This is a genomic window from Candidatus Pandoraea novymonadis, assembly GCF_003004665.1.
Classification (GTDB): Bacteria; Pseudomonadota; Gammaproteobacteria; order Burkholderiales; family Burkholderiaceae; genus Pandoraea; species Pandoraea novymonadis.
Genome location: NZ_MUHY01000001.1, coordinates 561905 through 587081, shown reverse-complemented (window position 1 = coordinate 587081; position 25177 = coordinate 561905). Strand labels below are relative to the sequence as shown.

Annotated in this window: 18 protein-coding genes; 11 read left to right on the top strand and 7 right to left on the bottom strand. The window is 44.5% G+C overall.

The features are described from left to right. Positions 1 to 34: 34 nt before the first annotated feature. Entirely contained in the window at positions 35 to 808 is a 774-nt protein-coding gene (gene rlmB / locus BZL35_RS02480) for a 23S rRNA (guanosine(2251)-2'-O)-methyltransferase RlmB (protein ID WP_106182588.1), read from the top strand. Positions 809 to 818: 10 nt separating this feature from the next. On the opposite strand, the gene tal is transcribed toward rlmB, so the two are convergent. Beyond that, entirely contained in the window at positions 819 to 1769 is a 951-nt protein-coding gene (gene tal / locus BZL35_RS02475; RefSeq protein ID WP_106182585.1) for a transaldolase, read from the bottom strand. A gap of 217 nt (positions 1770 to 1986) precedes the next feature. On the opposite strand from tal, the gene rpiA reads away from it, so the two are divergent. Then, positions 1987 to 2688: a ribose-5-phosphate isomerase RpiA gene (rpiA, locus tag BZL35_RS02470; RefSeq protein ID WP_106182582.1), complete on the top strand. Its 702-nt coding sequence runs from the start codon at positions 1987 to 1989 to the stop codon at positions 2686 to 2688. A 91-nt stretch (positions 2689 to 2779) separates the two neighbouring features. Here the strand turns inward: rpiA and BZL35_RS02465 are convergent, their stop codons facing one another. The 3 genes from BZL35_RS02465 to BZL35_RS05015 all read right to left on the bottom strand — a co-directional run bounded on the left by BZL35_RS02465 (position 2780) and on the right by BZL35_RS05015 (position 5298). Beyond that, positions 2780 to 3055 carry an oxidative damage protection protein gene (locus BZL35_RS02465; protein ID WP_106182580.1) on the bottom strand — a complete coding sequence of 92 codons (276 nt, stop codon included), beginning with the start codon at positions 3053 to 3055 and terminating at the stop codon, positions 2780 to 2782. A gap of 79 nt (positions 3056 to 3134) precedes the next feature. Next, the gene (gene argA, locus BZL35_RS02460; protein ID WP_106182577.1) at positions 3135 to 4505 is read right to left on the bottom strand and encodes an amino-acid N-acetyltransferase; all 1371 of its coding nucleotides are present in this window, start codon (positions 4503 to 4505) and stop codon (positions 3135 to 3137) included. 580 nt (positions 4506 to 5085) lie between these two features. Next, complete coding sequence (locus tag BZL35_RS05015; RefSeq protein WP_106182575.1) at positions 5086 to 5298, bottom strand: hypothetical protein; 213 nt, start codon at positions 5296 to 5298, stop codon at positions 5086 to 5088. A gap of 457 nt (positions 5299 to 5755) precedes the next feature. On the opposite strand from BZL35_RS05015, the gene BZL35_RS02445 reads away from it, so the two are divergent. From BZL35_RS02445 to typA, 8 genes are all read left to right on the top strand, one after another. Further along, positions 5756 to 6547, top strand: a complete 792-nt coding sequence (locus tag BZL35_RS02445) for a competence/damage-inducible protein A (RefSeq protein WP_106182571.1) — start codon at positions 5756 to 5758, stop codon at positions 6545 to 6547. 998 nt (positions 6548 to 7545) lie between these two features. Further along, positions 7546 to 9129: a pseudouridine synthase gene (locus BZL35_RS02440; RefSeq protein ID WP_106182859.1), complete on the top strand. Its 1584-nt coding sequence runs from the start codon at positions 7546 to 7548 to the stop codon at positions 9127 to 9129. A 330-nt stretch (positions 9130 to 9459) separates the two neighbouring features. After that, on the top strand, positions 9460 to 9918 hold the full coding sequence (rimP, locus tag BZL35_RS02435) for a ribosome maturation factor RimP (protein WP_106182568.1): 459 nt from the start codon (positions 9460 to 9462) through the stop codon (positions 9916 to 9918). Next, on the top strand, positions 9915 to 11390 hold the full coding sequence (gene nusA, locus BZL35_RS02430; RefSeq protein ID WP_106182566.1) for a transcription termination factor NusA: 1476 nt from the start codon (positions 9915 to 9917) through the stop codon (positions 11388 to 11390). The genes rimP and nusA overlap by 4 nt, the downstream gene beginning before the upstream one ends. A gap of 77 nt (positions 11391 to 11467) precedes the next feature. Further along, positions 11468 to 14392: a translation initiation factor IF-2 gene (infB, locus tag BZL35_RS02425; protein WP_106182564.1), complete on the top strand. Its 2925-nt coding sequence runs from the start codon at positions 11468 to 11470 to the stop codon at positions 14390 to 14392. Between the two features lie 81 nt (positions 14393 to 14473). Next, positions 14474 to 14839 carry a 30S ribosome-binding factor RbfA gene (gene rbfA, locus BZL35_RS02420; RefSeq protein WP_106182561.1) on the top strand — a complete coding sequence of 122 codons (366 nt, stop codon included), beginning with the start codon at positions 14474 to 14476 and terminating at the stop codon, positions 14837 to 14839. 121 nt (positions 14840 to 14960) lie between these two features. After that, on the top strand, positions 14961 to 15956 hold the full coding sequence (gene truB, locus BZL35_RS02415) for a tRNA pseudouridine(55) synthase TruB (RefSeq protein ID WP_181276547.1): 996 nt from the start codon (positions 14961 to 14963) through the stop codon (positions 15954 to 15956). 124 nt (positions 15957 to 16080) lie between these two features. After that, positions 16081 to 17898 (top strand): translational GTPase TypA, encoded by a 1818-nt coding sequence (typA, locus tag BZL35_RS02410; protein WP_106182557.1) that lies wholly within the window; start codon positions 16081 to 16083, stop codon positions 17896 to 17898. Between the two features lie 269 nt (positions 17899 to 18167). Here typA and BZL35_RS02405 read toward each other — a convergent pair whose 3' ends face one another. The 3 genes from BZL35_RS02405 to BZL35_RS02395 form a co-directional block, all read right to left on the bottom strand. Continuing rightward, positions 18168 to 18725, bottom strand: a complete 558-nt coding sequence (locus BZL35_RS02405; RefSeq protein WP_106182555.1) for a YggT family protein — start codon at positions 18723 to 18725, stop codon at positions 18168 to 18170. Between the two features lie 873 nt (positions 18726 to 19598). Then, positions 19599 to 21836, bottom strand: coding sequence for an NADP-dependent isocitrate dehydrogenase (locus BZL35_RS02400; protein WP_106182552.1), 2238 nt, complete (start codon positions 21834 to 21836; stop codon positions 19599 to 19601). A gap of 135 nt (positions 21837 to 21971) precedes the next feature. Next, positions 21972 to 22232 carry a hypothetical protein gene (locus BZL35_RS02395; protein WP_106182549.1) on the bottom strand — a complete coding sequence of 87 codons (261 nt, stop codon included), beginning with the start codon at positions 22230 to 22232 and terminating at the stop codon, positions 21972 to 21974. A 193-nt stretch (positions 22233 to 22425) separates the two neighbouring features. Here BZL35_RS02395 and mutS point away from each other — a divergent pair, with 193 nt between their 5' ends. Then, on the top strand, positions 22426 to 25167 hold the full coding sequence (gene mutS, locus BZL35_RS02390) for a DNA mismatch repair protein MutS (protein WP_245916324.1): 2742 nt from the start codon (positions 22426 to 22428) through the stop codon (positions 25165 to 25167). Positions 25168 to 25177: the final 10 nt, after the last annotated feature.

The following is a 25177-nucleotide window of genomic DNA, read 5'->3' as shown; positions in this document are numbered from 1 at the left end:
CCCCAGTATTGTGGTTTTTTGATGGGATATTAAGATGAATCAACTTAAACTACTTTTTGGCTTTCATGCTGTTACGGCGAGATTGCGGCACGATGCAAGTAGTGTCAAAGAAATTTTTTATGATCCAATGCGACGCGATAGAAGGATGACAGAATTTCTTAAGTATGCCGAATCCGTAAAAGTACGTCTTATCCAAGCGGATATGGAGCGACTGGTAGGACTCACAGGAGGTGCTCGTCATCAAGGAATCGTTGCCCGTGTGCAGCAAATTTCACTCGCGTTTAGTCTCGATGAATTGCTTGATGGGATTTTGGGTTTGCCACTGCTACTGGTACTAGATGGTGTCACAGATCCTCACAACTTGGGGGCATGCTTGCGTGTAGCAAATGGAGCAGGAGCACACGCAGTGATCGCACCAAAGGACAGAGCTGTTGGATTAAACGCTACGGTAGTCAAAGTCGCGAGCGGTGCAGCAGAGACTGTGCCTTACATTACGGTGACCAATTTAACACATACGTTGCGCAAACTGCAAGCTCGTGGTATTTGGGTCTTAGGAACGTCTGATTCTGCTACAGACAATCTTTACCAAACGCAACTGACAGGACCATTAGCGATTGTGATGGGTGCGGAAGGTCAAGGTATGCGGCGACTGGTACGCGAGCATTGCGATGAGCTGGCAAGTATTCCAATGGCCGGTGGGGTGGAAAGCCTTAACGTTTCGGTTGCTAGTGCCGTGTGCCTATATGAAGCGGTACGCCAGAGGAATGAAGTAGCAAGGTTTGGGTTAATACCAACTCACTCAATGTAAAACTCCATTTTTAAAGGAGTCTTACGATGAGTTCTTCGAGTTTAATTGCATCCGCTGCAAATAGACGAATTCCCTCAGCGAGTTTTTCGGTGGCCATTGCATCATCGTTTAGTTGGTATCGAAACGATAGCTCATCTGTCTTAAATTTTTCGACTGCGGTGCATTGTGCGTCTGATGCAGTGAGACGACGTGGGACATCACCCTGAGTCTTTTTCAGTTGTTCGAGAAGTTCTGGACTAATCGTTAGTAAATCGCAGCCCGCAAGTGCTAGAATCTGTGCAGTTGACCGGAAACTAGCTCCCATAATTTCTGTTTTATATCCAAAATACTTATAGTAGCGATAAATATTTGCGACGGAGCGCACACCGGGATCATTATCGCCGATATTGACGTTTTCTTCCCAACGATTGCCAGCTGATTTTTTGAACCAGTCATAAATTCGGCCAACGAATGGCGAAATTAACTGTGCTCGGGCTTCTGCGCACGCAGCAGCTTGTACGAGCGAAAATAACAGCGTCATATTGCAACGTATGCCGGCACGCTCAAGTATTTCGGCAGCACGGATGCCTTCCCAGGTTGACGCGATTTTTATCAGTACACGTTCACGTGGAATACCTTCAGCTTCGTACATTTCAATCAACTTGTGTCCACGTAAAACGGTGCTAGAAGTGTCGAATGATAGACGTGCATCGATTTCTGTTGATACGCGTCCAGGCACGATATTGAGGATTTCTCGGCCGAATGCGATCAACAAACGGTCGATTATTTCGTCGAGGGGCGCATTATGGTATGTATGTACGGTACGCTTGAGTATGGGCTGGTAAGCTGGTTTTTGTACAGCCTTAAGAATTAGCGATGGGTTAGTGGTAGTATCGCGTGGTTCGTAGAGACGCAACGCCTCAAAGTCACCTGTATCGGCGACCACGATGGTGCTCTGTTTTAGCTGATCGAGTTGATTCATAACGACGGGTACCATAAGGTTATGAGCGATGAGGAGTCAATTCTAGCGACATCGCTAAAAAGCGAGGAAACTATATCTGAGTCTTATCTGCCGAAGGATGTCAGCCAATATAATTGATGCGTTATTGGGCAAATTCGAATCATAAACGCTACCCTATCAATTGTACTGAATTGAGCCCAACTGTACCAAATTTTACTGAACTTTGCAGGAAATCCCTATGACACAAGATGAAATGAAGCGTTTGGTCGGCGCTGCCGCGGCCGCCTATGTGAATCAAAATATGCCAGAAGGCATTACGTTAGGTGTTGGAACGGGATCTACAGCGAATTTTTTCATTGATGCAATAGCAAAGCATAAAAATCGTTATCGCGGTGCAGTTTCTAGCTCGGATGCTAGTACGGCACGATTACTTCACTACGGTATTGATGTATTCGATCTGAATCAGATTGATGACCTCCCGGTATATGTTGATGGTGCTGATGAAATTAATGAGCTTGGCCATATGCTCAAAGGAGGTGGTGGGGCGCTTACACGTGAAAAAATTTTGGCTTCTGTAGCTAAGGAATTCGTTTGTGTTGTCGATGCATCTAAATGTGTTTCGGTGCTCGGGTTTTTCCCATTGCCAGTGGAAGTAATTCCCATGGCACGGACCAGCGTGGCTCATGCGTTGAGAACGTTAGGTGGTATGCCAAAAATTCGTGTCCGTCCTGATGGGGATATTTATATGAGTGATAATGGCTGCATCATTCTTGATGTCCACAGGTTGAAAATCATCGATCCAGAGGCTTTTGAAGTGGCCGTTAATCAAATTCCCGGGGTCGTGACCGTGGGCCTTTTTGCACATCGAGGAGCAGATATTTGTTTGATGGGAAGTGTTTCTGGTGTCAAAAAAATTGATTATCGTGGTGAGATGACCTAATTATTTGACAGAAGTGGTTCAGGCGGCGCGTACGTCTGTCGGTGTGTAAATTCGGAACATGACGAGTCGTAACCTGGAGTGATTCTTGAATTTATTTATCTGTTTCTGCTATGTAACCTTTCACAGTGTCCGAACCATCTCCAAAAAAATATTTTTCCGTTTGTTTGATTAGGTACTGGCGAGCTCGGGGGTCGGCCATATTCAGGCGATTTTCGTTTATGAGCATGGTTTGTTGTTTAAGCCAGGTGGCCCAGGCTTCTTTTGAAACATTTTCCCACAAACGCTTCCCTAGCTCTCCTGGCAGTGGAGGAGAATCTAGACCTTCAGCCTCATGGTTCAGTTTTAGGCACTGAATTATGCGTGTCATAAAGAGCTCCTTTGAAATAAAAAGTATGATTTAAGTTAATTGAGTGGGTAATTTAATCAAATCGCCGACGAGTGAATGCTCAGAGTTTTTTAATGAGCACAAGGGAGCGCCGTTGCCAGTTATATAGACGGCGGCGCTCTGCTGGTAAGTCATCTACACTGGCTTTTTTAAAACCACGTTTAAGGAACCAGTGTTCGGCTCTAGTCGTTAGAACGAACAAATGTTCTAACCCGTGAGCACGTGCTCGTTGTTCAATATGGTGCAGTAATCTTTCACCATCACCTGCGCTTTGAGCTTCCGAATCCACGATTAAGCAAGCCATTTCGCCAATCTGGTCCGTGGGATAAGAGTAAAGTGCGGCACAGCCAAACAGCCGTTTATCATGCTCAATCACCGAGAAATGATTGATGTCACGTTCCAACTGGTGACGGTCGCGTTTGATAAGGGTGCCATTTTGCTCTAGTGGTTCGATCAGCTGAAGAATACTGCCGACGTCATCAACCGTAGCTTCGCGCAGACTCTCTATATTTTCATATGATATCATTGTGCCGACGCCGTCGTGTGAAAATAGCTCTAGTAGCATGCTGCCATCGAGTGTGAATGGAACAATATGCGAACGACTAACGCCTGCACGACACGCACGCACGGCGTATTTTAAATAAAACTCTGAATCATGATCCAGTTGACCTATGGTTTGTATGCGTTGCGCATCTTCAAGGGTTAATTCGCGTTGCAGTTCATTTTTTTCATTCAGAATACCAGGTGCTTCGGTGATGAAAATTAGTTTTTCGGCCCGAAGTGCGATAGCTGCGGCTGACGCGACATCCTCCATCGTCAGATTGAATGCCTGTCCGGTTGGTGAGAACCCCAGGGGAGAAAGCAAGACGATTTTGCCGCTATTCAACGACATGCGGATAGATTCTGCATCGATTTTACGTACCACGCCTGTATGCTGGAAGTCAATGCCGTCGAGAATCCCAACAGGATGGCCTGTTACGAAGTTTCCGGAAACGACACTGATTCGAGCATTTCCCATCGGTGTATTTGGTAGGCCTTGGCTGATCGAGGCTTCAATATCTAGCCGTAATTCACCGGCTGCTTCTTTGACGGCTTCGAGCGCGGCAGCGTCGGTGATGCGCATTTGTTCTGAGAAGTGCGATTCGATTTGCCGTAGCCGCATTTGTTCTTCGACTTGCGGACGCGAACCGTGAACCAGTACTATATCCATGCCCATGGCACGCAGCAGCGCAACGTCTTGGATTAACGAATCTAGTCCGCCGGCCATGACCAATTCGCCACCGAAGGCAACAACGAATGTTTTGTTACGAAATGCATGGATGTAAGGAGCGACCGACCGCAACCATTGCACAAATTGAGCTTGATGAGCGGCGATCTCTTTGTCTTCGATAGGGGGGGTAGAGTGAGTCAGCATGAGTGTAGGTTCGAACATCCCGACATTATAATGATCAGCCCATGAAAACTGATGGGCCGAATAACCGATAATAGAGCTTTATACTCTTCTAGAGTGTGTTTCGACAGATTTCGTCGAGAATAATCTTTAATTACTTTGCACTACGAGCTTCTTCTTGTCCTTGGGAGTAAGATGCCCAAGATACTACAGAATATCCCCATCTTTAGGTGTAGCGTCGCTGTTTGACATTAAATACTGTGTGTCAGATTGAGAACGGGTTTAAGATACCATACGGCTCAATCGTTAGCTTGAAGTTATGCCTCAATTACAGCTTTATCTGTTTAGAAGCACAGTAGATGGAAAAACATCTTATATTGTGTATATGTAACATCTTATTTCGATGAGCTCTTAAGGTCCATTCGCTTCTCGGATATTTAATCCTATTTTTACAAGATACTCCAATTCGAAAAGGTATTATCAAAACTAGACATGCATTGAATCGTGGACTTTTCGTGTTGATTTTGATTGACACGAACAAAGTTCTTTGCTGAGGTAGATTAAATTTGAGTCTATAAAGGGCTAGCATCGCGACTTGATCGGTGATATGACAGCGATGAGCTTAATTTGACCAGAGCCTATTCTTGAGATTATCCATAGTTTCACGCAATGTTTTATCATCAGCGTCATCCAACGATGCGGCCAGCACATGTATACCGTTTACATCTACTACCTGTTTGAGGAGTTCGTTACCTTTATGCAACACTAGATGAGATTTAAATTTCGACACCACTTTCTCTACTGATGGATTTTCTCTGTATGAACTTAATGCCATCGATGGGTGTGCGTTGTCAGTCCGCAGATACTGCACTAATCGACGAATTAAGTTTAACCCTATGAGTTATATGAGCTTTTGGGTAGATTAGATTGTTGTTGTATACGACCAGTGATTGCTGGCATCGAAAGATTTTGATGGGCGGCGGGAGGGCGAATGAAATTTCGAGACAGGCGGTGTTTTGCTTGAAATTTAGTAGACCATCAAATTTTTTTGCGCGCATAGTTTTTCCTGGATGGCACTTGAAAGTGTTGGGTATAAGCTCGATTAAGTGAAATACGAGCATGCCAGCGGGTTGCTTGCCTATTAAACGACTAATCGGAATGGTCTTAGGTGAGTCCTGTCAAATTTTCTGCATGAACAACCCCTGATTTAGACCTATTTATACCTGGTTTGAATTAATGTGTTAACGAACGGCGTCGGATTTTGACTGAATAAGCGATTAAAGGAACCCTCCATGGCTGTTGGTATCATCATCATTGGCGACGAAATTCTCTCGGGTCAACGAAAAGATAAGCATTTATCGAAATTGATCACATTATTGGCTGAGCGTGAAATGCAACTCGATTGGGCGGAGTATGTTGGCGATGTTCCGGAGCGTCTTATTGAAACGCTTCGTCGTACATTTGCGGGTAACGATATTGTGTTTGTGACCGGAGGTATCGGCGCAACACCTGATGATCACACGCGTCAATGCGCAGCCGCAGCATTGGGGGTGCCCGTTGCTCTCCATCCTATTGCGGAGAAGTTGATTCTTGAGCACATTGCTGAGACGAGTCGGGCGGACGTTATGCATATAAATGGAGGTGATAATTATCACCGTTTAAAGATGGGTGAGTTTCCCATAGGAGCGAATATCCTGCCGAATCCCTACAACAAAATTCCTGGATTTTCGATAGCACACCATCATTTTATGCCAGGTTTCCCTGTAATGGCTTGGCCAATGATGGCGTGGGTACTTGACACCAAGTATGTTGATCGTCAGCATCAGCATACCCATGCCAAACGCTCGATGCTAGTGTTTGGATTGATGGAGTCGACACTGATTCCTTTGATGGAAGCCATTGAACATGAATATCCTGGTATCAAGGTATTTAGCCTGCCGAGCTTAGGTGAGAGGAATTATGGTGAGCTTTGTATGCATCGGCATATTGATCTTGGAGTGAAAGGTGATCCTGCTTTTTTGGCTGCTGCATTCGAACGACTGTTAGTGGGTGTAAGTGAATTAGGGGGTGAAATAAAAATATAAATCAAGAGGCCACTAAGGAGTTGTGTAGTTGAGATCTTCATCCTGTGGTTTTTTAAAAATGATCGAGCTCTTTCCATTAATGTATATCCTAACTTTGGTCCTAGGCTGTATTTTTTGAGGGCTTGTGATGGTCTTCATGAGGGTAGACTTCTATAAGTTTGAAGAGGAGTATTTTTTATCTTCTGTGGGCTAACACTTTTTTGGTGATTAACTTTCGGAATACAGATAATTTCTTGTCTTCGAGACAAATTTATACAATTGTGTTTTGTTGTAGGGTCTGATGTTTTTTATGGAAAACATGTTCCGTTTTTTGTGTTAAAGAGCGTGGCAATAAATATATACCTCAGCTAGTTTTTTGAGGAGACTTGCACATTTCCTGACAAAATATGCCGAGTTACTTTACGGGAGTTAAATTTTCAGTAATAATCGCCCGTAGGTATTTACAGCTACATTTTAAGCCATTCTTGGCAGGTAGCCTTGAAGCAACTCCTTTGTGTCAGTGTACTTCGATGAATATAAAATAAAAGCGCGCGCCGTTCATTCGCGTGCTCATGAACGATTTTTACGTTCCAGTAGGTCTTTATTTTCCTGGTTTTGATTGCTAGACCTAGTTTTGCTTATTCACACATGGATAGATTTATTCTTGAAATTGCGTTGATCCGCTGGCAAGAGCCGCTGAAAATGAGCTAACTGTATCAACTCTTTGTTTGTCTTGTATATTTCAGTGTTGTGAACTTGTTGCTTGAATATGCACTGAGTTAGGAGAATAAGAGACGGTGTTCCCTGAACAGAATCCGATGTTTTGAAGCCAGCCGTTGCTTGATTAATTGATATGTCCAATTTGGCACTAGATGCTGGGAAAGATGGTGCGGGGAGCCTATCGCATGATAGTGAATTAATGGTTTAAGACAGTGTCTTAGTCTTTTTTACTTTCCGTAATGAGTCGGTTTTCCAATGAGGTTGTGTTGAAGCAGAAAGAAGAATCCCAAGATTTACACATGGGCGATGCCGGTGTGACCCATCGTTCCATGTCCGATGCCGACAGTGGTATTGTTGATGAAAAACAATCGCGTCGGGGTTTGCGTCGTGGCCCGCGGAGTTTAATTGTGCGCCGTCGTGCGGCACAGAAGCTCAAGCGTCAGAGTGGGGAAGTTGATCTGAGCGATACTCACACAATGGGAACCACTGAAGGGGTCATGAAAGACCAATTGCTGGTCGAGCAGTCTTATTTGCGAGTGAGCAGCAATCAACATTCTACTCATTCCGTTGTCGGTCAGGTTTTTGATGGTTCTCGTAAACCTGTTACTCAAGGTAATCGAAGACAAAGGGGTCCGAGAAGTGATGAATTACCTCGACATAGCGAAAAAAACGATGGTCATGACGATATTTTTCACTTTGTGGCATCGGGTGGATTTGATGTTGAACAAGGTGATGTCTCGAAAAAAAATGAATTACATGTTCGAAAAAATGTAGGTCGGCGAGTTTTGTCGTCAGGCGATGATGCGCCGAAGTTGCACAAGGTTTTGGCGGAGGCTGGGTTGGGTTCGCGCCGCGACATGGAAGAGCTTATTTTGGCAGGACGTGTATCCGTGAATGCTGAGCCAGCGCATATTGGCCAGCGAATCTTGCCAATGGATAAAGTTCGTATTAACGGTAAGTTAATTAAACGTCGCATTATCGTTAAACCACCACGTATTCTTTTGTATCACAAGCCGGCGGGCGAAATTGTTAGTCACGCAGATCCAGAAAATCGCCCTTCTGTTTTTGATCGTTTGCCCTCGATGAAAATGGCGAAATGGCTTGCAGTCGGTCGTCTTGATTTTAATACAGAGGGGTTATTAATTTTGACCACTTCAGGCGATCTTGCGAACCGTTTCATGCATCCTCGTTATGGCATTGAGCGTGAATATGCGGTTCGCACTGTTGGGGAACTGGATGAATCATCGCGTCAGAAATTGCTCTTAGGTATCGAGCTCGATGATGGCATGGCAAACTTCTTGCGATTGCAGGATGGCGGTGGTGAAGGTTCCAATCATTGGTATCATGTTGCGCTATCGGAAGGACGTAACCGTGAAGTGCGTCGCATGTTTGATTCTGTCGGATTGATGGTTAGTCGTTTGATTCGTACACGATATGGTCCATTAACATTGCCTCGTGGTCTCAAACGTGGTCGTTATGAAGAGTTGAGTGAGGCGCAAGTGCGTTCACTGTTTAGCGCTGTGGGTATGAAATTGCCAGACACTTCTCATGATGATACGAAGCATCGGCGTGGTCGGGGTTCTGTTATATCTCGTCGTCAACCGGATCCGATGCAGACTGCTCTCGGTGTGTTTGATAGTGGCCCCAGTGGTCATATTGAGTGGCGAAGACCCCGGGTGAATCCATTGATGACTTTTGTGGGGCCGAGTGGTGTGCCTGGACAGTCCTACTATGGAGATAATCAGGGTCGAGGAAAGGGTTTTGGCGCTCGAGGTGGTTTTGCTGGCAAGAGTGGCCGACACGAAGGGCGCGCCAGCATACCTAATGGAAATCGCGGGGTCCAGGGAGATCAGGTTGGTAGACGTGGGAAACGTTCACGTTAAGCCTTGGTAGTCGGTATTTAGAAGTGGATTGTATTTTTTCAAATGCCGTCTCGTCGTTGCAAAATATCTCTACATCATATAAAATTTAAAGAACGGATTCGTTTAATTAATGTTTGTCTGATAGCATTCTTTTTGCTATACGTTTGATGAGCAAAGGGATACGGAAATGGGCGTTTTGCCCATTTTTTTTTGCTTTTGACGCTGTTATGCGCTCACGACGAGTGATAAGTTGGCGTTAAGTAGATTTTCGGTGACTTCCTCCTATACGGGGTGATGATAAAGTACTAGAGTAGGAAGTGCGTCGATGGATAATTTTTTAAGGGTGATTTTTTGCAACTGCTAGATTTGATCGAGATCACTGTGGTGAATTTAGGTTACGAACTAGTTGATCTTGAGCGTGCGGGACGTGGTTTGTTACGCATTTACATCGATAAGTCAACAGGAGTTAACATTCAAGATTGCGAGACGGTAAGTCGTCAGCTTTCTCATGTATTGGCAGTCGATAATGTTGATTATGATCGTCTGGAGGTATCATCGCCAGGGCTTGATCGCCCGTTGCGAAAATTAAAAGATTTCGAGCGTTTTTCAGGTGCTGAAGTGACTGTGATGTTGCGTATACCGCTTGACGGCCGTAAGCATTTTCGTGGTATTTTGCAAGTACCAAATGGCAACAACTTGAGTCTGGAATTCGAAGGTAAAAGTGGTCCTGTTCTGCTGGAATTTACTCTTTCCGATATTGACCGCGCGCGCCTAGTGCCGCAGATTGATTTTAGGAGTAGCAAACGATGAGTCGCGAAGTACTGCTGTTAGTCGATGCGCTCGCGCGCGAAAAGAACGTCGATAAAGACGTGGTATTTTGCGCTCTTGAAGCAGCATTGGCTTCAGCTAACAAGAAACGCTACACCGAAGACGTTGACATTCGCGTTTCGATTAATCGACAAACGGGGGAGCATGAAAGTTTTCGTCGTTGGCTTGTTGTTCCTGATGAGGATGGTTTGCAAGAACCGGACAAACAGGTTTTATGGTTTGAGGCCAAGGAAGACAACGCCAACATTGAGCTTGGTTCTTTCATTGAACAGCCGGTGGATTCGATCGAATTCGGTCGAATCGGTGCGCAAGCAGCGAAGCAGGTTATTCTACAGCGAATTCGTGATGCTGAGCGCGAGCAAATCTTATCAGATTTCCTGGAACGAGGCGAAAGGACTATGACCGGTTCCGTCAAGCGTTTGGATAAGGGTAATTTGATAGCAGAGTCAGGACGTGTGGAGGCCATACTTCGCCGTGATCAGTTAATTCCGAAAGAAAATTTTCGAATTGGTGACCGCGTTCGTGCTTACATCTCCAGGGTTGATCGAACTACACGTGGCCCACAGATTGAATTGTCTCGTACGGTGCCGGAATTTTTAATTGAATTGTTTAGTATGGAAGTTCCGGAAATTGAGCAGGGACTCTTGGAAATCAAGTCTGCTGCTCGAGATCCAGGCTTGCGTGCCAAAATCGCTGTTGTGGCGCATGACAAGCGTATTGATCCGATTGGTACCTGCGTCGGTATTCGCGGCACTCGTGTTCAAGCAGTTCGTAATGAGCTAGGCGGTGAAAATGTTGATATTGTTCTTTGGTCAGAAGATCCGGCGCAGTTTGTGATTGGTGCGTTAGCGCCTGCATCAGTGCAATCGATCGTGGTCGATGAAGAAAGGCATAGTATGGACGTTGTAGTCGATGAAGCTGAGCTGGCAGTAGCTATTGGTCGAAGTGGTCAGAATGTGCGTCTTGCATCAGAGTTGACAAAATGGAAAATCAACATTATGACTCTGGATGAGTCGACAGAGAAGCAGAATGAAGAACGTGGTTCATTGCGTGAATTGTTCATGCAGTGTCTTGATGTTGATGAGGAAATGGCTGATATCTTGATTGAAGAGGGCTTTTCTAGTCTTGAGGAAATTGCTTATGTACCACTAGGTGAAATGCTAGAAATTGAAGCCTTTGACGAAGATACAGTACACGAGTTGCGTAATCGCTCACGTGATTCGCTATTGACCCAGGCAATCGCGAATGAAGAAAAGGTCGAGGGCGTTGCTTTGAGTCTGAAGAGCATGGATGGTGTTTCCTCTGAGTTGCTTGCTAAGTTGGCTGTCCACAATATTCAGACGCGAGATGATTTGGCTGAGTTGGCTGTAGATGAGTTGACTGAGCTGACGGGTGTTGACGAGAAAATAGCAAAGGTACTGATCATGAAAGCACGTGAACATTGGTTTCAATGACTTGCTCTGGCATGTATATGGAACGATTAATTGAGAAATTAACCGCAAGGCACGTCGCTTTGCTTGATGAGGTTTGAATGGCGAGTATCAATGTAGCTCAATTTGCCGCAGAACTAAAAGTGCCAGCTGGTGTGTTGTTGGAGCAATTGAAGGCGGCTGGTGTGAAAAAAATAAACGTGAATGATCCTTTGACAGAAGATGATAAGGCTCGTTTGCTGGAGTATCTTCGCCGGTCGCACGGTGCTGGTGATGGAGATAAAAAGAAAATCACTCTAACACGTCGTCAGACCTCCGAGATCAAACAAGCCGATTCGACAGGTAAAGCACGGACAATACAAGTGGAAGTGCGAAAGAAGCGTACCTTTGTGAAGCGTGATGATCTGCCATGTGAGGACATTGACATAGTGGTTGCTGATGATGCTGCTTTGCGTCAGCGTGAAGAAGTTGCGCGTGTCGAGGCTGAGCGTTTAGCTACACAAGTTGCTGCTCAGCTTAAGGAACGTCAGGAACGACTTGAGCGTGAGGAAGCTGAGCGTTGCTTACGCGAAGAAAAAGAAGCCGCTGAGTATCGTGAGCGTGAAACTCTCAAGCGTTTTGCTGAAAAACAAGCTGTAGCGAACGCTCAGGCAAAGGCGGAAGCAGAACAATTGAATGCGACGCTACTCTATCCCAGGAACGCTGGACGCTCGCGTGTTCGAAAAGTGCCGCTATCTGAAGTCGGTGTCAATGTTATGAATATTGCTCATTCCGAGGCAGTGCTTTCGCCCACGGCGAAAACTGAAGCCGTGCGGATTGCTGCTGAAAAGATCAATATTCTTCCAGAGAAGGCTATTGCGGAAGAAGAATTGACCCAGAAGCGTCGCGCGGCCGCAGAGGCTGAAGCGCGGGCGATTCGTGAAATGATAAGTATGCCACGTCGTGTTGTTAAGGCGGCACCCGAAGTAACAGAACCGACTCAATCTATGAAGCCAGGAAATGCTAAGGGCACGCTGCATAAGCCAGCCAAGTCGGTGGATAAGAAACTAGTGACTGCTTCAACAACAATAGGGATTGTTGAAAAGAAAAAGGGAGGAAGTGCTTGGAAAAAAGATAGTGATAGTCGCAAACGAGGTGGCATGAAGACCCGTGGAGATACTTCGGGCGGTGCTGAGAGTTGGAGCAGCGGAGGGGTTGGTAGCCGTGGTCGTCGAGGTGATCGTCATGGGCAAGAGGAACGTAACTCATTTCAGGCACCGAGCGAGCCTATTGTACGTGATGTCCATGTGCCAGAAACAATCAGTGTTGCCAATCTTGCACATAAGATGGCAGTCAAAGCTTCGGAAGTCATCAAATTGATGATGAAATTGGGACAAATGATTACTATCAATCAGGTTCTTGATCAAGAAACTGCCATGATTGTGGTTGAAGAACTAGGTCATAAGGCGATTGCTGCTAAGCTTGACGACCCGGAAACAATGCTTGATTTAGGCAATGAAAAATCTGATGTTGAGCTATTTTCGCGTCCACCAGTAGTAACCGTCATGGGTCACGTTGATCATGGCAAAACTTCTTTGCTTGACTATATCCGTCGAGATAAGGTTGCTGCTAGCGAAGCGGGTGGTATTACGCAGCACATCGGTGCGTATCACGTCGATACACCAAACGGTACTATCACCTTTCTTGATACGCCAGGGCATGAGGCATTTACAGCGATGCGTGCTCGTGGGGCCAAAGCGACGGATATTGTTATTTTGGTAGTCGCAGCGGATGATGGCGTGATGCCACAAACGAAGGAAGCTATTGCGCATGCTAAGTCGGCGGGCGTTCCTATTGTCGTCGCGATTAATAAGCTTGATAAGCCGGATGCTAACCCAGAGCGGGTCAAGCAAGAATTGGTTGCCGAAGGTGTTGTGCCAGAAGAATACGGCGGTGATTCACCATTTGTGAAAGTGTCGGCGAAGGTAGGCACGGGGATCGATGAGTTACTTGAAAACGTTTTGCTACAAGCAGAAGTCCTTGAATTAAACGCCCCTGTGCAAGCCACGGCTAAAGGCATTGTGATTGAAGCTAAGCTCGATAAGGGTAAAGGACCAGTCGCAACAATTTTGGTGCAGTCAGGTACTTTACATCGTGGTGATATGGTGCTTGCCGGTCAAGCTTATGGCCGTGTGCGCGCTATGTTGAGTGAACTTGGAAAGTCAGTGAAGGAAGCTGGACCTTCGATTCCTGTTGAAATTCAGGGGTTGTCGGAAGTGCCAGGTGCTGGTGAGGAAGTGTTAGTGGTTCAAGATGAGCGCAAGGCACGCGAAATTGCATTATTTCGACAAGGTAAGTTCCGAGATGTTAAGCTTGCCAAGCAACATGCCGCAAAGCTCGAAAATATTTTTGAACAAATGGGTGAAGGTGAAGTCAAGAGTTTGCCATTGATTATTAAGGCTGATGTACAAGGTTCCCAAGAAGCGTTGGCGCATGCTATCAATAAGCTTTCGACACCGGAAGTACGGGTGCAGGTGATACACAGTGCTGTTGGTGGGGTTAGTGAAAGCGATGTTAATTTGGCAACTGCTTCGAAGGCAGTCATTATAGGGTTCAATACTCGTGCCGATGCGTTAGCTCGAAAATTGGCGGAGTCAAATGGTATTGATATACGTTATTACGACATCATTTATGATGCCGTGGATGAAGTGAAGGCGGCGATGTCGGGTATGCTGTCGCCGGAGAGAAAAGAGGAAATCACAGGGCTTGTGGAAGTGCGTCAAGTATTTCGTGTCCCGAAGATAGGTACAGTGGCTGGTTGTATGGTGTTAGAAGGTATAGTTAAGCGTGGATCACAATTTCGAGTTCTGCGTAACAACGTTGTCATCTATACGGGTGAACTCGATTCGCTAAAACGCTTCAAGGATGATGTCAAGGAAGTGAAGCAAGGTTTCGAGTGTGGAATGTCCATCAAGAATTTCAATGATATTCGAGAAGGTGATCAATTTGAGGCGTTTGAAATTACCGAAGTTGCGCGTTCATTGTAATAACACCATCATGAAATAATGGTATGACTATTCATACAGAGTGACCCCAGGTCAGTCAGCTTAAAGAGCCACGAGTCTGAGATGCGAAAAAATAATGTTATTCCTGATCGTCATCTCCGTATTGCCGATCAGATTCAAAAGGACCTGTCGTCATTAATTCGAAGTGAAGTTAAGGATCCACGTATTGATCTTGTGACCCTGCAAAGCGTTGTGCTCACAGCCGATTACGCACATGCCAAAATTTATTTCACAACTTTGACCGGAGATCCAGATGCGACGTGTGAAGTATTAAATGAGGCTGCAGGCTATTTGCGTAGCCTTTTATTCAAACGTTTACGCATCCATACTGTTCCGACTCTACATTTTTATTACGATCAATCGATTGAGAAAGCTATTGAAATCTCTCGTCTGATCGATAGCATCAATGATGAATCTGCTATCAAGTAACCGCATGATTTTTATTTTACGTATTTTTTATGACTGTTCGGTGGAACTGCCCTCATGATTCCGAGATTTTTTTGATTTCTGTTACATGATAGATCCTCGTCCGAATAGGCTTTACCAAACGTTGCCACGATTCGCACTTGATGGTGTCTTGCTTCTTGACAAACCTATTGGTCTCTCGTCTAACTGTGCGCTGATGCGTGCCAAATATCTTCTACAAGCATTGAAAGCTGGTCATACTGGTACACTTGATCCTCTTGCCACGGGCCTGTTACCTTTATGTTTTGGTGAGGCAACAAAGTTCTCACAAGGTTTGCTAAACGCGGATAAAACTTATGAAGCTTGTGTGCGTCTTGGACAAACCACTACTACGGGAGATGCGGAAGGTGAGATCATTGAGAGGAAGCCGGTGATGTGTGATGCAGACGTTGTATGCGCTATGTTGCCAAGGTTTGTAGGTCGTATCTCACAAGTGCCTCCAATGTATTCAGCGCTCAAATTCGATGGAAAACCCCTTTATGAATACGCGCGTGCTGGTAAGATGGTAGAGCGTAAGTCACGTGAAGTGACGATCCGTACGTTGGAAATGCTTTCGTGGTTGGGGAACTCTTCGTCGAATAACCAAGGGCAATTCGAAACACCAACGTTTACATTGCGTGTAACATGCAGTAAGGGTACCTACATACGTACGTTGGCTGAGGATATTGGAATCATGTTGGGTTGTGGTGCACATCTCACTGCATTACGCCGTACGGCGGTGGGGCAACTAGATTTGAGTGATGCACTGTCGCTTGATGTACTTAGTGTAATGGCTCATCAGGAGCGGATCGATAAGCTCGCACCAGTGGATACACTACTGAAAACTTTACCTTATATTTGTCTTGACGAATCGTTATCTAAGCGTTTTTGTTATGGACAAAGACTTCGTCTTGATAAAACGCGTTTTGCGCAGATGCTGTATGAGACAGGGATACATAGTGAGATAGAAGTTCGTGTCTATCGTGAATCTGTGCAGAGTGACTTTGACCAGATGAAATCTCGCCATTTTCTTGGTGTTGCCAAGATTGGCCCCGAGGCTTTACTTAAACCGCAGTGCTTATTAGTAGCGTCCACTCAGTGATCAATATATTGTGCTGGATCTCTCCTCAATGAGACTAATATAGTCTCGAAATGGTTTTAAATGCTATCAAGTGATATAATGACCAGTTTATTTCAGAATAAATAATTAAATTATTTCAACTTTCATGGCCCGTGCTCTCCGTAATATTGCCATCATCGCGCATGTTGACCATGGCAAAACAACACTTGTTGATCAACTCCTCCGTCAATCAGGAATTTTTCGCGAAAACCAACACATTGTTGAACGTGTGATGGATTCGAACGACATCGAAAAAGAACGTGGCATCACGATCCTCGCAAAAAATTGTGCCGTCGAATATGATGGGACGCATATCAATATTGTTGATACTCCTGGGCACGCGGATTTTGGCGGTGAGGTTGAACGTGTGCTTTCGATGGTCGATAGCGTACTTTTATTGGTTGATGCTGTCGAGGGTCCTATGCCGCAAACGCGCTTCGTGACGCGTAAGGCCTTGGGATTAGGCTTGAGGCCAATTGTCGTTGTGAATAAGATTGATCGTCCGGGTGCGCGTCCGGATTGGGTTATCAATCAGACATTTGATCTAATGGACAAGTTAGGTGCTAATGACGAACAATTGGATTTTCCAATTATTTACGCATCAGGATTAAATGGATTCTCTGGGTTTGAGTCAGATGTACATGAAGGCGACATGCGGCCGCTTTTCGACGCGATTTTGAAGTATGTGCCGGTACGTGAAGTGGATGTTGATGCTCCTCTGCAGTTGCAGATTAGCTCCCTTGATTACTCTACTTTCGTTGGTCGCATCGGGATTGGACGTATTACACGTGGTTGTATCAAGCCCGGCCAACAGGTGGTTATGCGCTTTGGGCCTGAGGGCGAGATAATGAATCGCAAGATCAATCAAGTGCTTACTTTCAAGGGTTTAGAGCGAGTTCTTTCTGATGGCGCTGAGGCGGGTGATATTGTACTTATTAATGGCATCGAAGATGTAGGGATAGGTGCAACAATTTGTGCAGTAGATTTACCAGAAGCTTTGCCAGTCATAAATATTGACGAGCCTACGCTGACGATGAATTTCTGCGTGAATACGTCACCGCTGGCAGGCCGTGAAGGAAAATTTGTTACGAGTCGTCAAATTCGCGATCGTCTTTACAAAGAGTTAAATCATAATGTTGCGCTGCGTGTTAAGGATACGTCGGAAGATTCAGTTTTTGAAGTATCCGGGCGCGGTGAGCTACACCTTACGATTTTGATCGAAAACATGCGCCGTGAAGGTTATGAATTAGCCGTATCAAGGCCGCGTGTCGTAATTAAGGAACTTGATGGTGTCAAGTGTGAGCCGTATGAAATTCTTATGATTGACCTGGAAGATCAATATCAGGGTAGCGTGATGGAAGAAATTGCCTTTCGTAAGGGTGAAATGTTGGATATGGTGTCGGATGGTCAGGGTCGGACACGGCTTGAGTATCGGATTCCTGCGCGTGGCTTGATTGGTTTTCAAGGCCACTTTCTGTCAATGACGCGTGGAACAGGAATGATGAGCCACATCTTCGACACGTATGCGCCAGTGAAAGATGGTATATTTGGTAAGCGTCGTAATGGAGTGTTAATTTCGCAGGATGATGGTGTTGCCGTTGCCTATGCGATATGGAAGTTGCAGGATCGTGGTCGTATGTTTTTGGAACCTGGAGATGCGCTGTATGAAGGTATGATTATAGGTATTCATAGTCGTGAGAACGATCTCGTTGTAAACGCGATTAAGGGTAAGCAGTTGACAAATGTGCGTGCATCCGGTACGGATGAAGCAGTACGTTTGGTCCCGCCGATTGACATGAGCCTCGAGTATGCAGTTGCATTCATCGATGATGATGAGCTCGTCGAAATTACTCCTCAGATGATTCGTCTTCGTAAGCGCTTCTTGAAAGAGCATGAACGTAAGCGAGCTTTGCGTCAGATTTAAACTAAACTAAAACTATTATTCTTGTTTATGACATAGTGAATTGATTTTCACATGATCGCCTATGATTTATTATTTGTTGTATTTAAGTTTTGAATAGGGAATAAGGCAATATTTTTATCTCTACTATAGATAACATTTAGTTTTTTAAATCCTCCTTAATAAATTGCCGATTTTTATCAAAATGAAGGTCTGTCAGATTACAACAGAATGTACCTAAGCATTGGTTTTAATAAATTGTAATCTGAGAGGAAAGATATCGTTTCATCATGCTAAATCATTAAGAAAAAAAGCTCTATACGGGGCAAAATCATTAATAAAATTTGCATCATTAGAAAAAGTATCATTGGTGATAAATCGAAGCCACCAATCAACGGTGTTAAACGCCGAATCCGACACAGAAAGGGATCCAATAAATGTTGTAGAAGCGACATTGCTATCACACGAGGATTCAGCCACGATAGAATCGCCATTAGCAACGTCAACCACATCACTAGATTCGCGAACCATTTTAGTAATAATACCAATGCCACTGCCATGCAATTAGGGAATGCCACTAATGGTGTTCGACCTGCAATTATCGTTGAAAGTACAAGATAAAGTACAGCACATAGCCATGCGCCTATGATAGAAGCCCAATCGATACGACCCACCACAGGAATGAATCGTCGTAATGGCAACACATACCAGTTTGTCAGTTCAAAAATGCCATGAGAGAATAAGTTGCGTGAGGAAAGGTCTGTGCCCTGTGCCCATGCACGAACGATCAGCAACCCACCAAATAGCGAAAAAACAATGTCAAGAATCAGACGAAAAATGTCGACGAGCATTAGAACTCCAACAGTTAGTTATACAGTAATCCGTAGAAGCAACATTGTGGCATGAGCTATACAACAAGACTATAAAAAAAATATTCTGTCATTTTTGACTAGGGTTTTTAATAGAGGGCCTTCATCTGGAAGAAGGCTCATTCTAGGAAAAAATACTATAGATTAATGCGTTATTATTTATTAATAATAAGTGATGGTTTTTTATCACTATGGTCTATCCGATGCTATCCAAAATTTCGCTGTACCTCAACTTTCGCACTTGTAAGTGTTTTAAAGTTTTATGGATCTCGCAAAACCACCTAAATCCGGCAAATGTCAAACCAAATAAGTAAGACAGGTATTCGACGGATTAATCCCTCGAATACCTTAAAATTGATCTAATAATCAACTGTTATTATTCAAGACACCCAACTTGATGCAATATTAATCAAAAATCTAAACATTGGCAGATTAAAGAAAGAAGACAGTATGGGCTTTGCTAATGTAGTTGAATGCATCTACTTTCAAGCTTACGAATATCATACAAAGTTCAATGAGTGTAGATAATTTATGTTATAGATCATTTTTCCTGGGGATGTTCTTACTTAGTACAAAAAAATTAAACGCAGTCAGTAAGTAAGGCACTACGCATAGAAGATTCCTATCAATGACCAGTTAAAAATTTATGTCATCTTAATAAAGATTACAGGCGCAGATGGTAAATACGATGCATTTTTTATATGGAAATTGTGAGGACTGATAAGTTGATCTTGCTTCTTAACAACGCGTCAACCAGGATTTCAACTTCCATATTTCCCCATGATTAACCATATATTTATGCGATAGGGGAAACGCTTGATACACTTTGGTAAAAGTTAACCAAAAAAGTTAGTGTTACTTGTACATCGACACCAATGCAGAATTTAACGTTTGGCTCGGTCGCATTACTGCATTGAGCTTCTCAAAATCAGGCTTGTAGTATCCGCCGATATCCACAGAGGTTCCTTGCATAGATGATAGTTCTTCCAAAATCATTTGCTCATTGTCGATTAACTGTTTAGCTAATGATGCGAACTTCTCAGCTAGTGTGGAATCTTCGGTTTGTTCAGCTAATGCTTGAGCCCAGTACATCGCCAAATAAAACTGGCTACCGCGGTTGTCTAACTCCCCCGTCTTCACGGACGGATTCTTATTGTTTGACAGAAATTTGTCTGTTGCAATATCCAATGTTTTTGCTAGAATTTTTGCCTTGGTATTACTGGTTTTGATACCCAAGTCCTCTATCGATACGGCTAATGCTAAGAATTCACCCAAAGAATTCCAACGAAGGTGGTTTTCTTCCAGAAATTGTTTAACGTGTTTTGGTGCTGATCCTCCAGCGCCGGTTTCGTACATGCTACCACCGGCCATCAAAGGCACAATAGAGAGCATTTTAGCGCTAGTACCTAGCTCCATAATCGGGAAAAGATCAGTCAAGTAATCGCGTAGGATGTTTCCTGTGACTGAAATCGTATCTAAGCCACGTACGACTCGCTCTAACGTATAACGCATTGCACGTACTTGCGACATGATCTGGATATTCAGATTGGTAGTATCGTGATCCTTTAGATATTTTTCGACTTTCTTGATTAGTTCTGCCTCATGAGGGCGGTATGGATCTAGCCAGAATATCGCTGGCATACCTGAGTTACGCGCCCGTGTGACCGCTAATTTTACCCAATCGCGAATTGCTGCGTCCTTAACTTGGCACATGCGCCAAATATCACCTTCTTCAACGTTTTGTGTCAACAATACTTCGCCGCTTGCTAAATCAACGATCCGAGCCTCGCCAGCTTCGCTAACTTCAAACGTTTTATCATGCGAACCATATTCTTCAGCTTGCTGTGCCATCAAACCTACGTTGGGAACAGTGCCCATAGTCATAGGATCAAAGTTGCCGTTAGTTTTACAGAAATTAATGACTTCCTGATAAATACGGGCAAACGTGCTTTCTGGAATTAGTGCCTTGGTATCTTTCAAGTAACCATCAGTGCCCCACATCCTACCCCCAACACGGATCATAGCTGGCATGGAAGCGTCGATAATCACATCGTTAGGTGCATAAAGGTTAGAAATACCCTTAACTGAATCAACCATTGCTAATTCTGGTCGATGTTGGTGGCAGGCATTCAAATCATGAATGATTTCTTCACGATGTGTTTGTGTCAGAATTTCGAGCTTTTCATATAGATTGACCAGCCCATTGTTAACATTTACTCCCAATTCATCGAACAGATTACCGTGTTTTGCAAAAGCTTCCTTGTAGAATATTTTTACGGCATGTCCGAAGACAATTGGGTGTGAGATCTTCATCATCGTCGCTTTTAAGTGTAACGACAATATGATGCCAGCCTTGCGCGCATCTTCCATTTGCTCTTCGTAGAAGTTGCACAAAGCCTTTTTACTCATAAACATGCTGTCGATGATTTCACCTTCCTGCAGCACGATCTTTGGTTTGAGCACGAGAGTCTTACCTTTTTTTGTGAGAATTTCCATCTTCACATCGCGGATGTGATCAACCGTCATGGATTTTTCTCCATGATAGAAATCTCCATGTTTCATATGTGCTACATGCGTGCGTGAAGCCATGCTCCATTCACCCATTTTGTGTGGGTTACTACGTGCGTAGTTTTTTACAGCTGTCGGGGCGCGTCGATCTGAATTACCTTCACGCAATACGGGGTTCACCGCGGAGCCTAAGCATTTGGAATAACGTTGCCGGATAGTCTTTTCGGCAGAAGTTTTTGGATCTTCTGGGAAATCAGGGATTTTGTAACCTTTGCCCTGTAGTTCATTTATTGCACTAACCAATTGATATACTGATGCACTGATGTTTGGCAATTTAATGATATTTGTATCCGGTAACAGTGTTAAATATCCTAGTTGGGCGAGATTATCTGGTACCTGTTGCGCTTCGGTTAAAAACTCTGAAAACTCTGCCAAGATACGGTTGGCTAACGAAATATCACTGGTAGTTATATCAATGTCTGCTGATTTAGTGAAAGTACGTACGATTGGCAGAAAAGAACTGGTTGCCAGAAGCGGAGCTTCGTCAGTCAGCGTGTAGATAATAGTGGAACGTTGGATACTCATTGCTTATCTCGAGATCAAGAAAATGCAGGTAGGGGAAAGAAACTACCGACTGCATGATAGAAGGATAGAAATCATGGAAACTTCGTAAGTTTACTCCAGAGTATCTCTAGCTATCGAACTTGAGAACATTGAAAATCATTCAATCTTGATTTTTTTCGCAGAGTGCATCTTTTTTTGGTGCGCTATTTCGCAAATTAAGCTCATTGTTATATTAATCACCCATGTCTCGAACGTTGGTTCATCCGTTATCTTCCCCGAAACACGTGGTGTGAAGTCATACACAAGTGGTGAATTCGATGCGCCTACATAGGCATACTTAATAGTACAGGCCTCGGTGGGTATGCTGATCTGATGTAATGTATTTGCTTGTAAAAAATGTTTTTCAGGGTGCAGCATATTGGAATAGTAGGAGGGGGCTACTTGGTGCTGTACTCGTTATGAAGAAGTGTTGGGTGATCAAGATAAATTTACAATATGCGGTGCTTCGTTATTCATTTTTTGGCACGCGTCCGTCATTAAAAAATAAGTGTATTGTTTGGGACGAAGCACGTTAATATTGAGCCCCACACAGCTTATGCATTGACCTTTCATGCTAATAACTCCCTCCGTTTCGGGTACTCAAAAAGAAACGCCAATGATGCAGCAATACAATCGCATCAAGGCCGATCATCCAAACATGCTCTTGTTCTATCGCATGGGTGATTTTTATGAATTATTCCATGATGATGCTGTTAAGGCGGCGCGTTTGCTTGATCTCACATTGACTTCACGCGGCACATCAGGTGGTCAGCCAATTCGTATGGCGGGCGTGCCGCATCATACAGTGGAACAATATCTAGGTAAGCTCGTCAATCTCGGAGAATCAGTAGCTATCTGTGAACAAATCGGTGATTCAGGCGCGTCGAAGGGTCCAGTTGAACGTAAAGTTGTACGCATTGTCACTCCTGGTACAGTGACAGATACTGCACTGCTCAACGAAAAAATCAATCCTTACTTGCTTGCCGTACAAGTATCAGCCAACCGACGGGCGGGAGAGTCAATCGCTGGCCTTGCCTGGTTAAGTTTAAGTAGCGGTGAGCTGCGCTTGATGGAAGTTCCAATAGAACATCTCGCACAGGAGTTGGAACGTATTCGTCCGGCTGAAACTTTAATGCCTAGCCATGCTATTGACCTATTTGCTAGGTTGCCGGTTGGCACTGCGACTCGCATTCCTGACTGGCATTTTGATTTACAAACCGGCATAAAATATCTCAAGGACCAGCTTGGTGTTACTAGCTTAACTGCTTTTGGTTGCGAAGGACTTTCTCTAGCACTTTCCGCTGCTGGTGCCTTGCTACAATATGCCGTTACTACGCAAGGTCAGTCACTACGCCATGTACAAAATCTCAACGTGGAACGGGAGACCGCTTATATTAGCCTGGATGTACCGACACGCCGCAATCTTGAATTGACTGAAACGCTTCGTGGTTGCGAATCGCCCACGCTTATGTCGTTACTTGACACTTGCAGTACCGCTATGGGCAGTCGCTTACTGCGCCATTGGCTTCATCATCCACTACGAAATCAACACATCGCACAAGCGCGCCATCAAGCCATTGGCGCGTTACTTAAGGATGCCGGCATTTGGCGAGTCATAAATCGTGAGTTGAGGCATATTACAGACGTTGAACGCATTACTGCACGTTTGGCTTTGCTCACTGCACGACCACGTGATCTATCTAGTTTACGTGATGCCTTACATCATTTGCCTAAATTACATTCCACGCTACGAGCCGTCATCAACGATGACCCGTTACTCACTGATTTATATAAAAATCTCGCGATTCCAGAGACCCCGCTTTCCTTACTCAAGAACACCATTACCGAAGAACCTTCTGTGATGTTACGCGATGGCGGTGTTATCGCCCGTGGCCATGATACTGAGCTCGATGAATTGCGTGACATTTCAGAAAATTGCGGAAACTTTCTCGTTGAGCTGGAGGCACGTGAGCGTGCGCGTACCGGCATTAGTAATTTACGAGTTGAGTTTAACAAGGTTCATGGTTTTTATATTGAAGTGACACACGGTCAAACTGATAAGGTCCCCTGCGATTATCGTCGTCGGCAGACTTTGAAAAATGTCGAGCGCTACATTACTCCTGAGCTAAAATCTTTTGAAGATAAGGCACTATCGGCGAAGGAGCGTTCACTCGCGCGAGAAAAATTACTGTATCAGGCACTGTTACATGCACTGTTACCACATATCGCTGACTTTAAACGAATTGCCCAGGCATTCGCTCAGCTAGATGTATTAAGTGCTTTAGCAGAGCGTGCTGAAACTTTAGGATGGGTTGCACCAGAATTGGTTGACGAACGCGCCATTATGATTCAACAGGGCCGTCACCCTGTTGTAGAGAGTCATATCGATCGCTTTATAGCGAATGATTGCGTACTTGGTGACATGCGCCGATTGTTACTCATTACCGGACCAAATATGGGGGGTAAATCCACATTCATGCGGCAAACGGCGTTGATTACCCTTCTTGCCTACGTTGGCAGCTATGTACCAGCTCAATCAGCACGGATCGGACCAATCGACGCGATCTTTACACGTATTGGTGCCGCAGATGACCTCTCTGGGGGCCGTTCAACATTTATGGTTGAGATGACAGAATCAGCAGCAATTCTACACACGGCAACGGAAAATAGTCTTGTGCTGATGGATGAAGTTGGTCGCGGTACATCGACCTTCGATGGCTTAGCATTAGCATTTGCTATCGCACGTCACCTATTGACGCACAACCGTGCCTACACATTGTTTGCAACTCATTATTTTGAATTGACACAATTGGCAGATGAGTTTCCGCAATCGGAAAATGTTCATTTTTCAGCCATCGAAGAGGGACATGATAACATTGTTTTTTTGCATGAGGTGCATGCTGGACCAGCAAGTCAGAGTTATGGCCTGCAAGTCGCACAACTAGCTGGTTTGCCAATTTCAGTAATTCGTGTGGCGCGTGAACACCTTGCCCTGCTAGAGCAACAAGTGGTTGATCTCAAAGCGCGACGACTTGATTTATTTTGCCCTCCCTCTTCGGAATTCGCCATAAACTCATTTAGAGATAATTCTATTACGACGGAGAACGTTACCTCGTTGGCTTCCAGATATGGGGAAATCAAAGCCTCAAAAACTCTTTTTAAACAGAATTCAGATGACTTTAATAGTGTGTTAGCAATGACTAAAGTCACTATATTGGAACGTCTAGCATCTATTAACCCGGATGATCTGTGTCCTCGAGAAGCTATGAACTTTTTGTACGAGCTACGTACTTTGTTGAACAGAGACAATTGAATTCTGGATA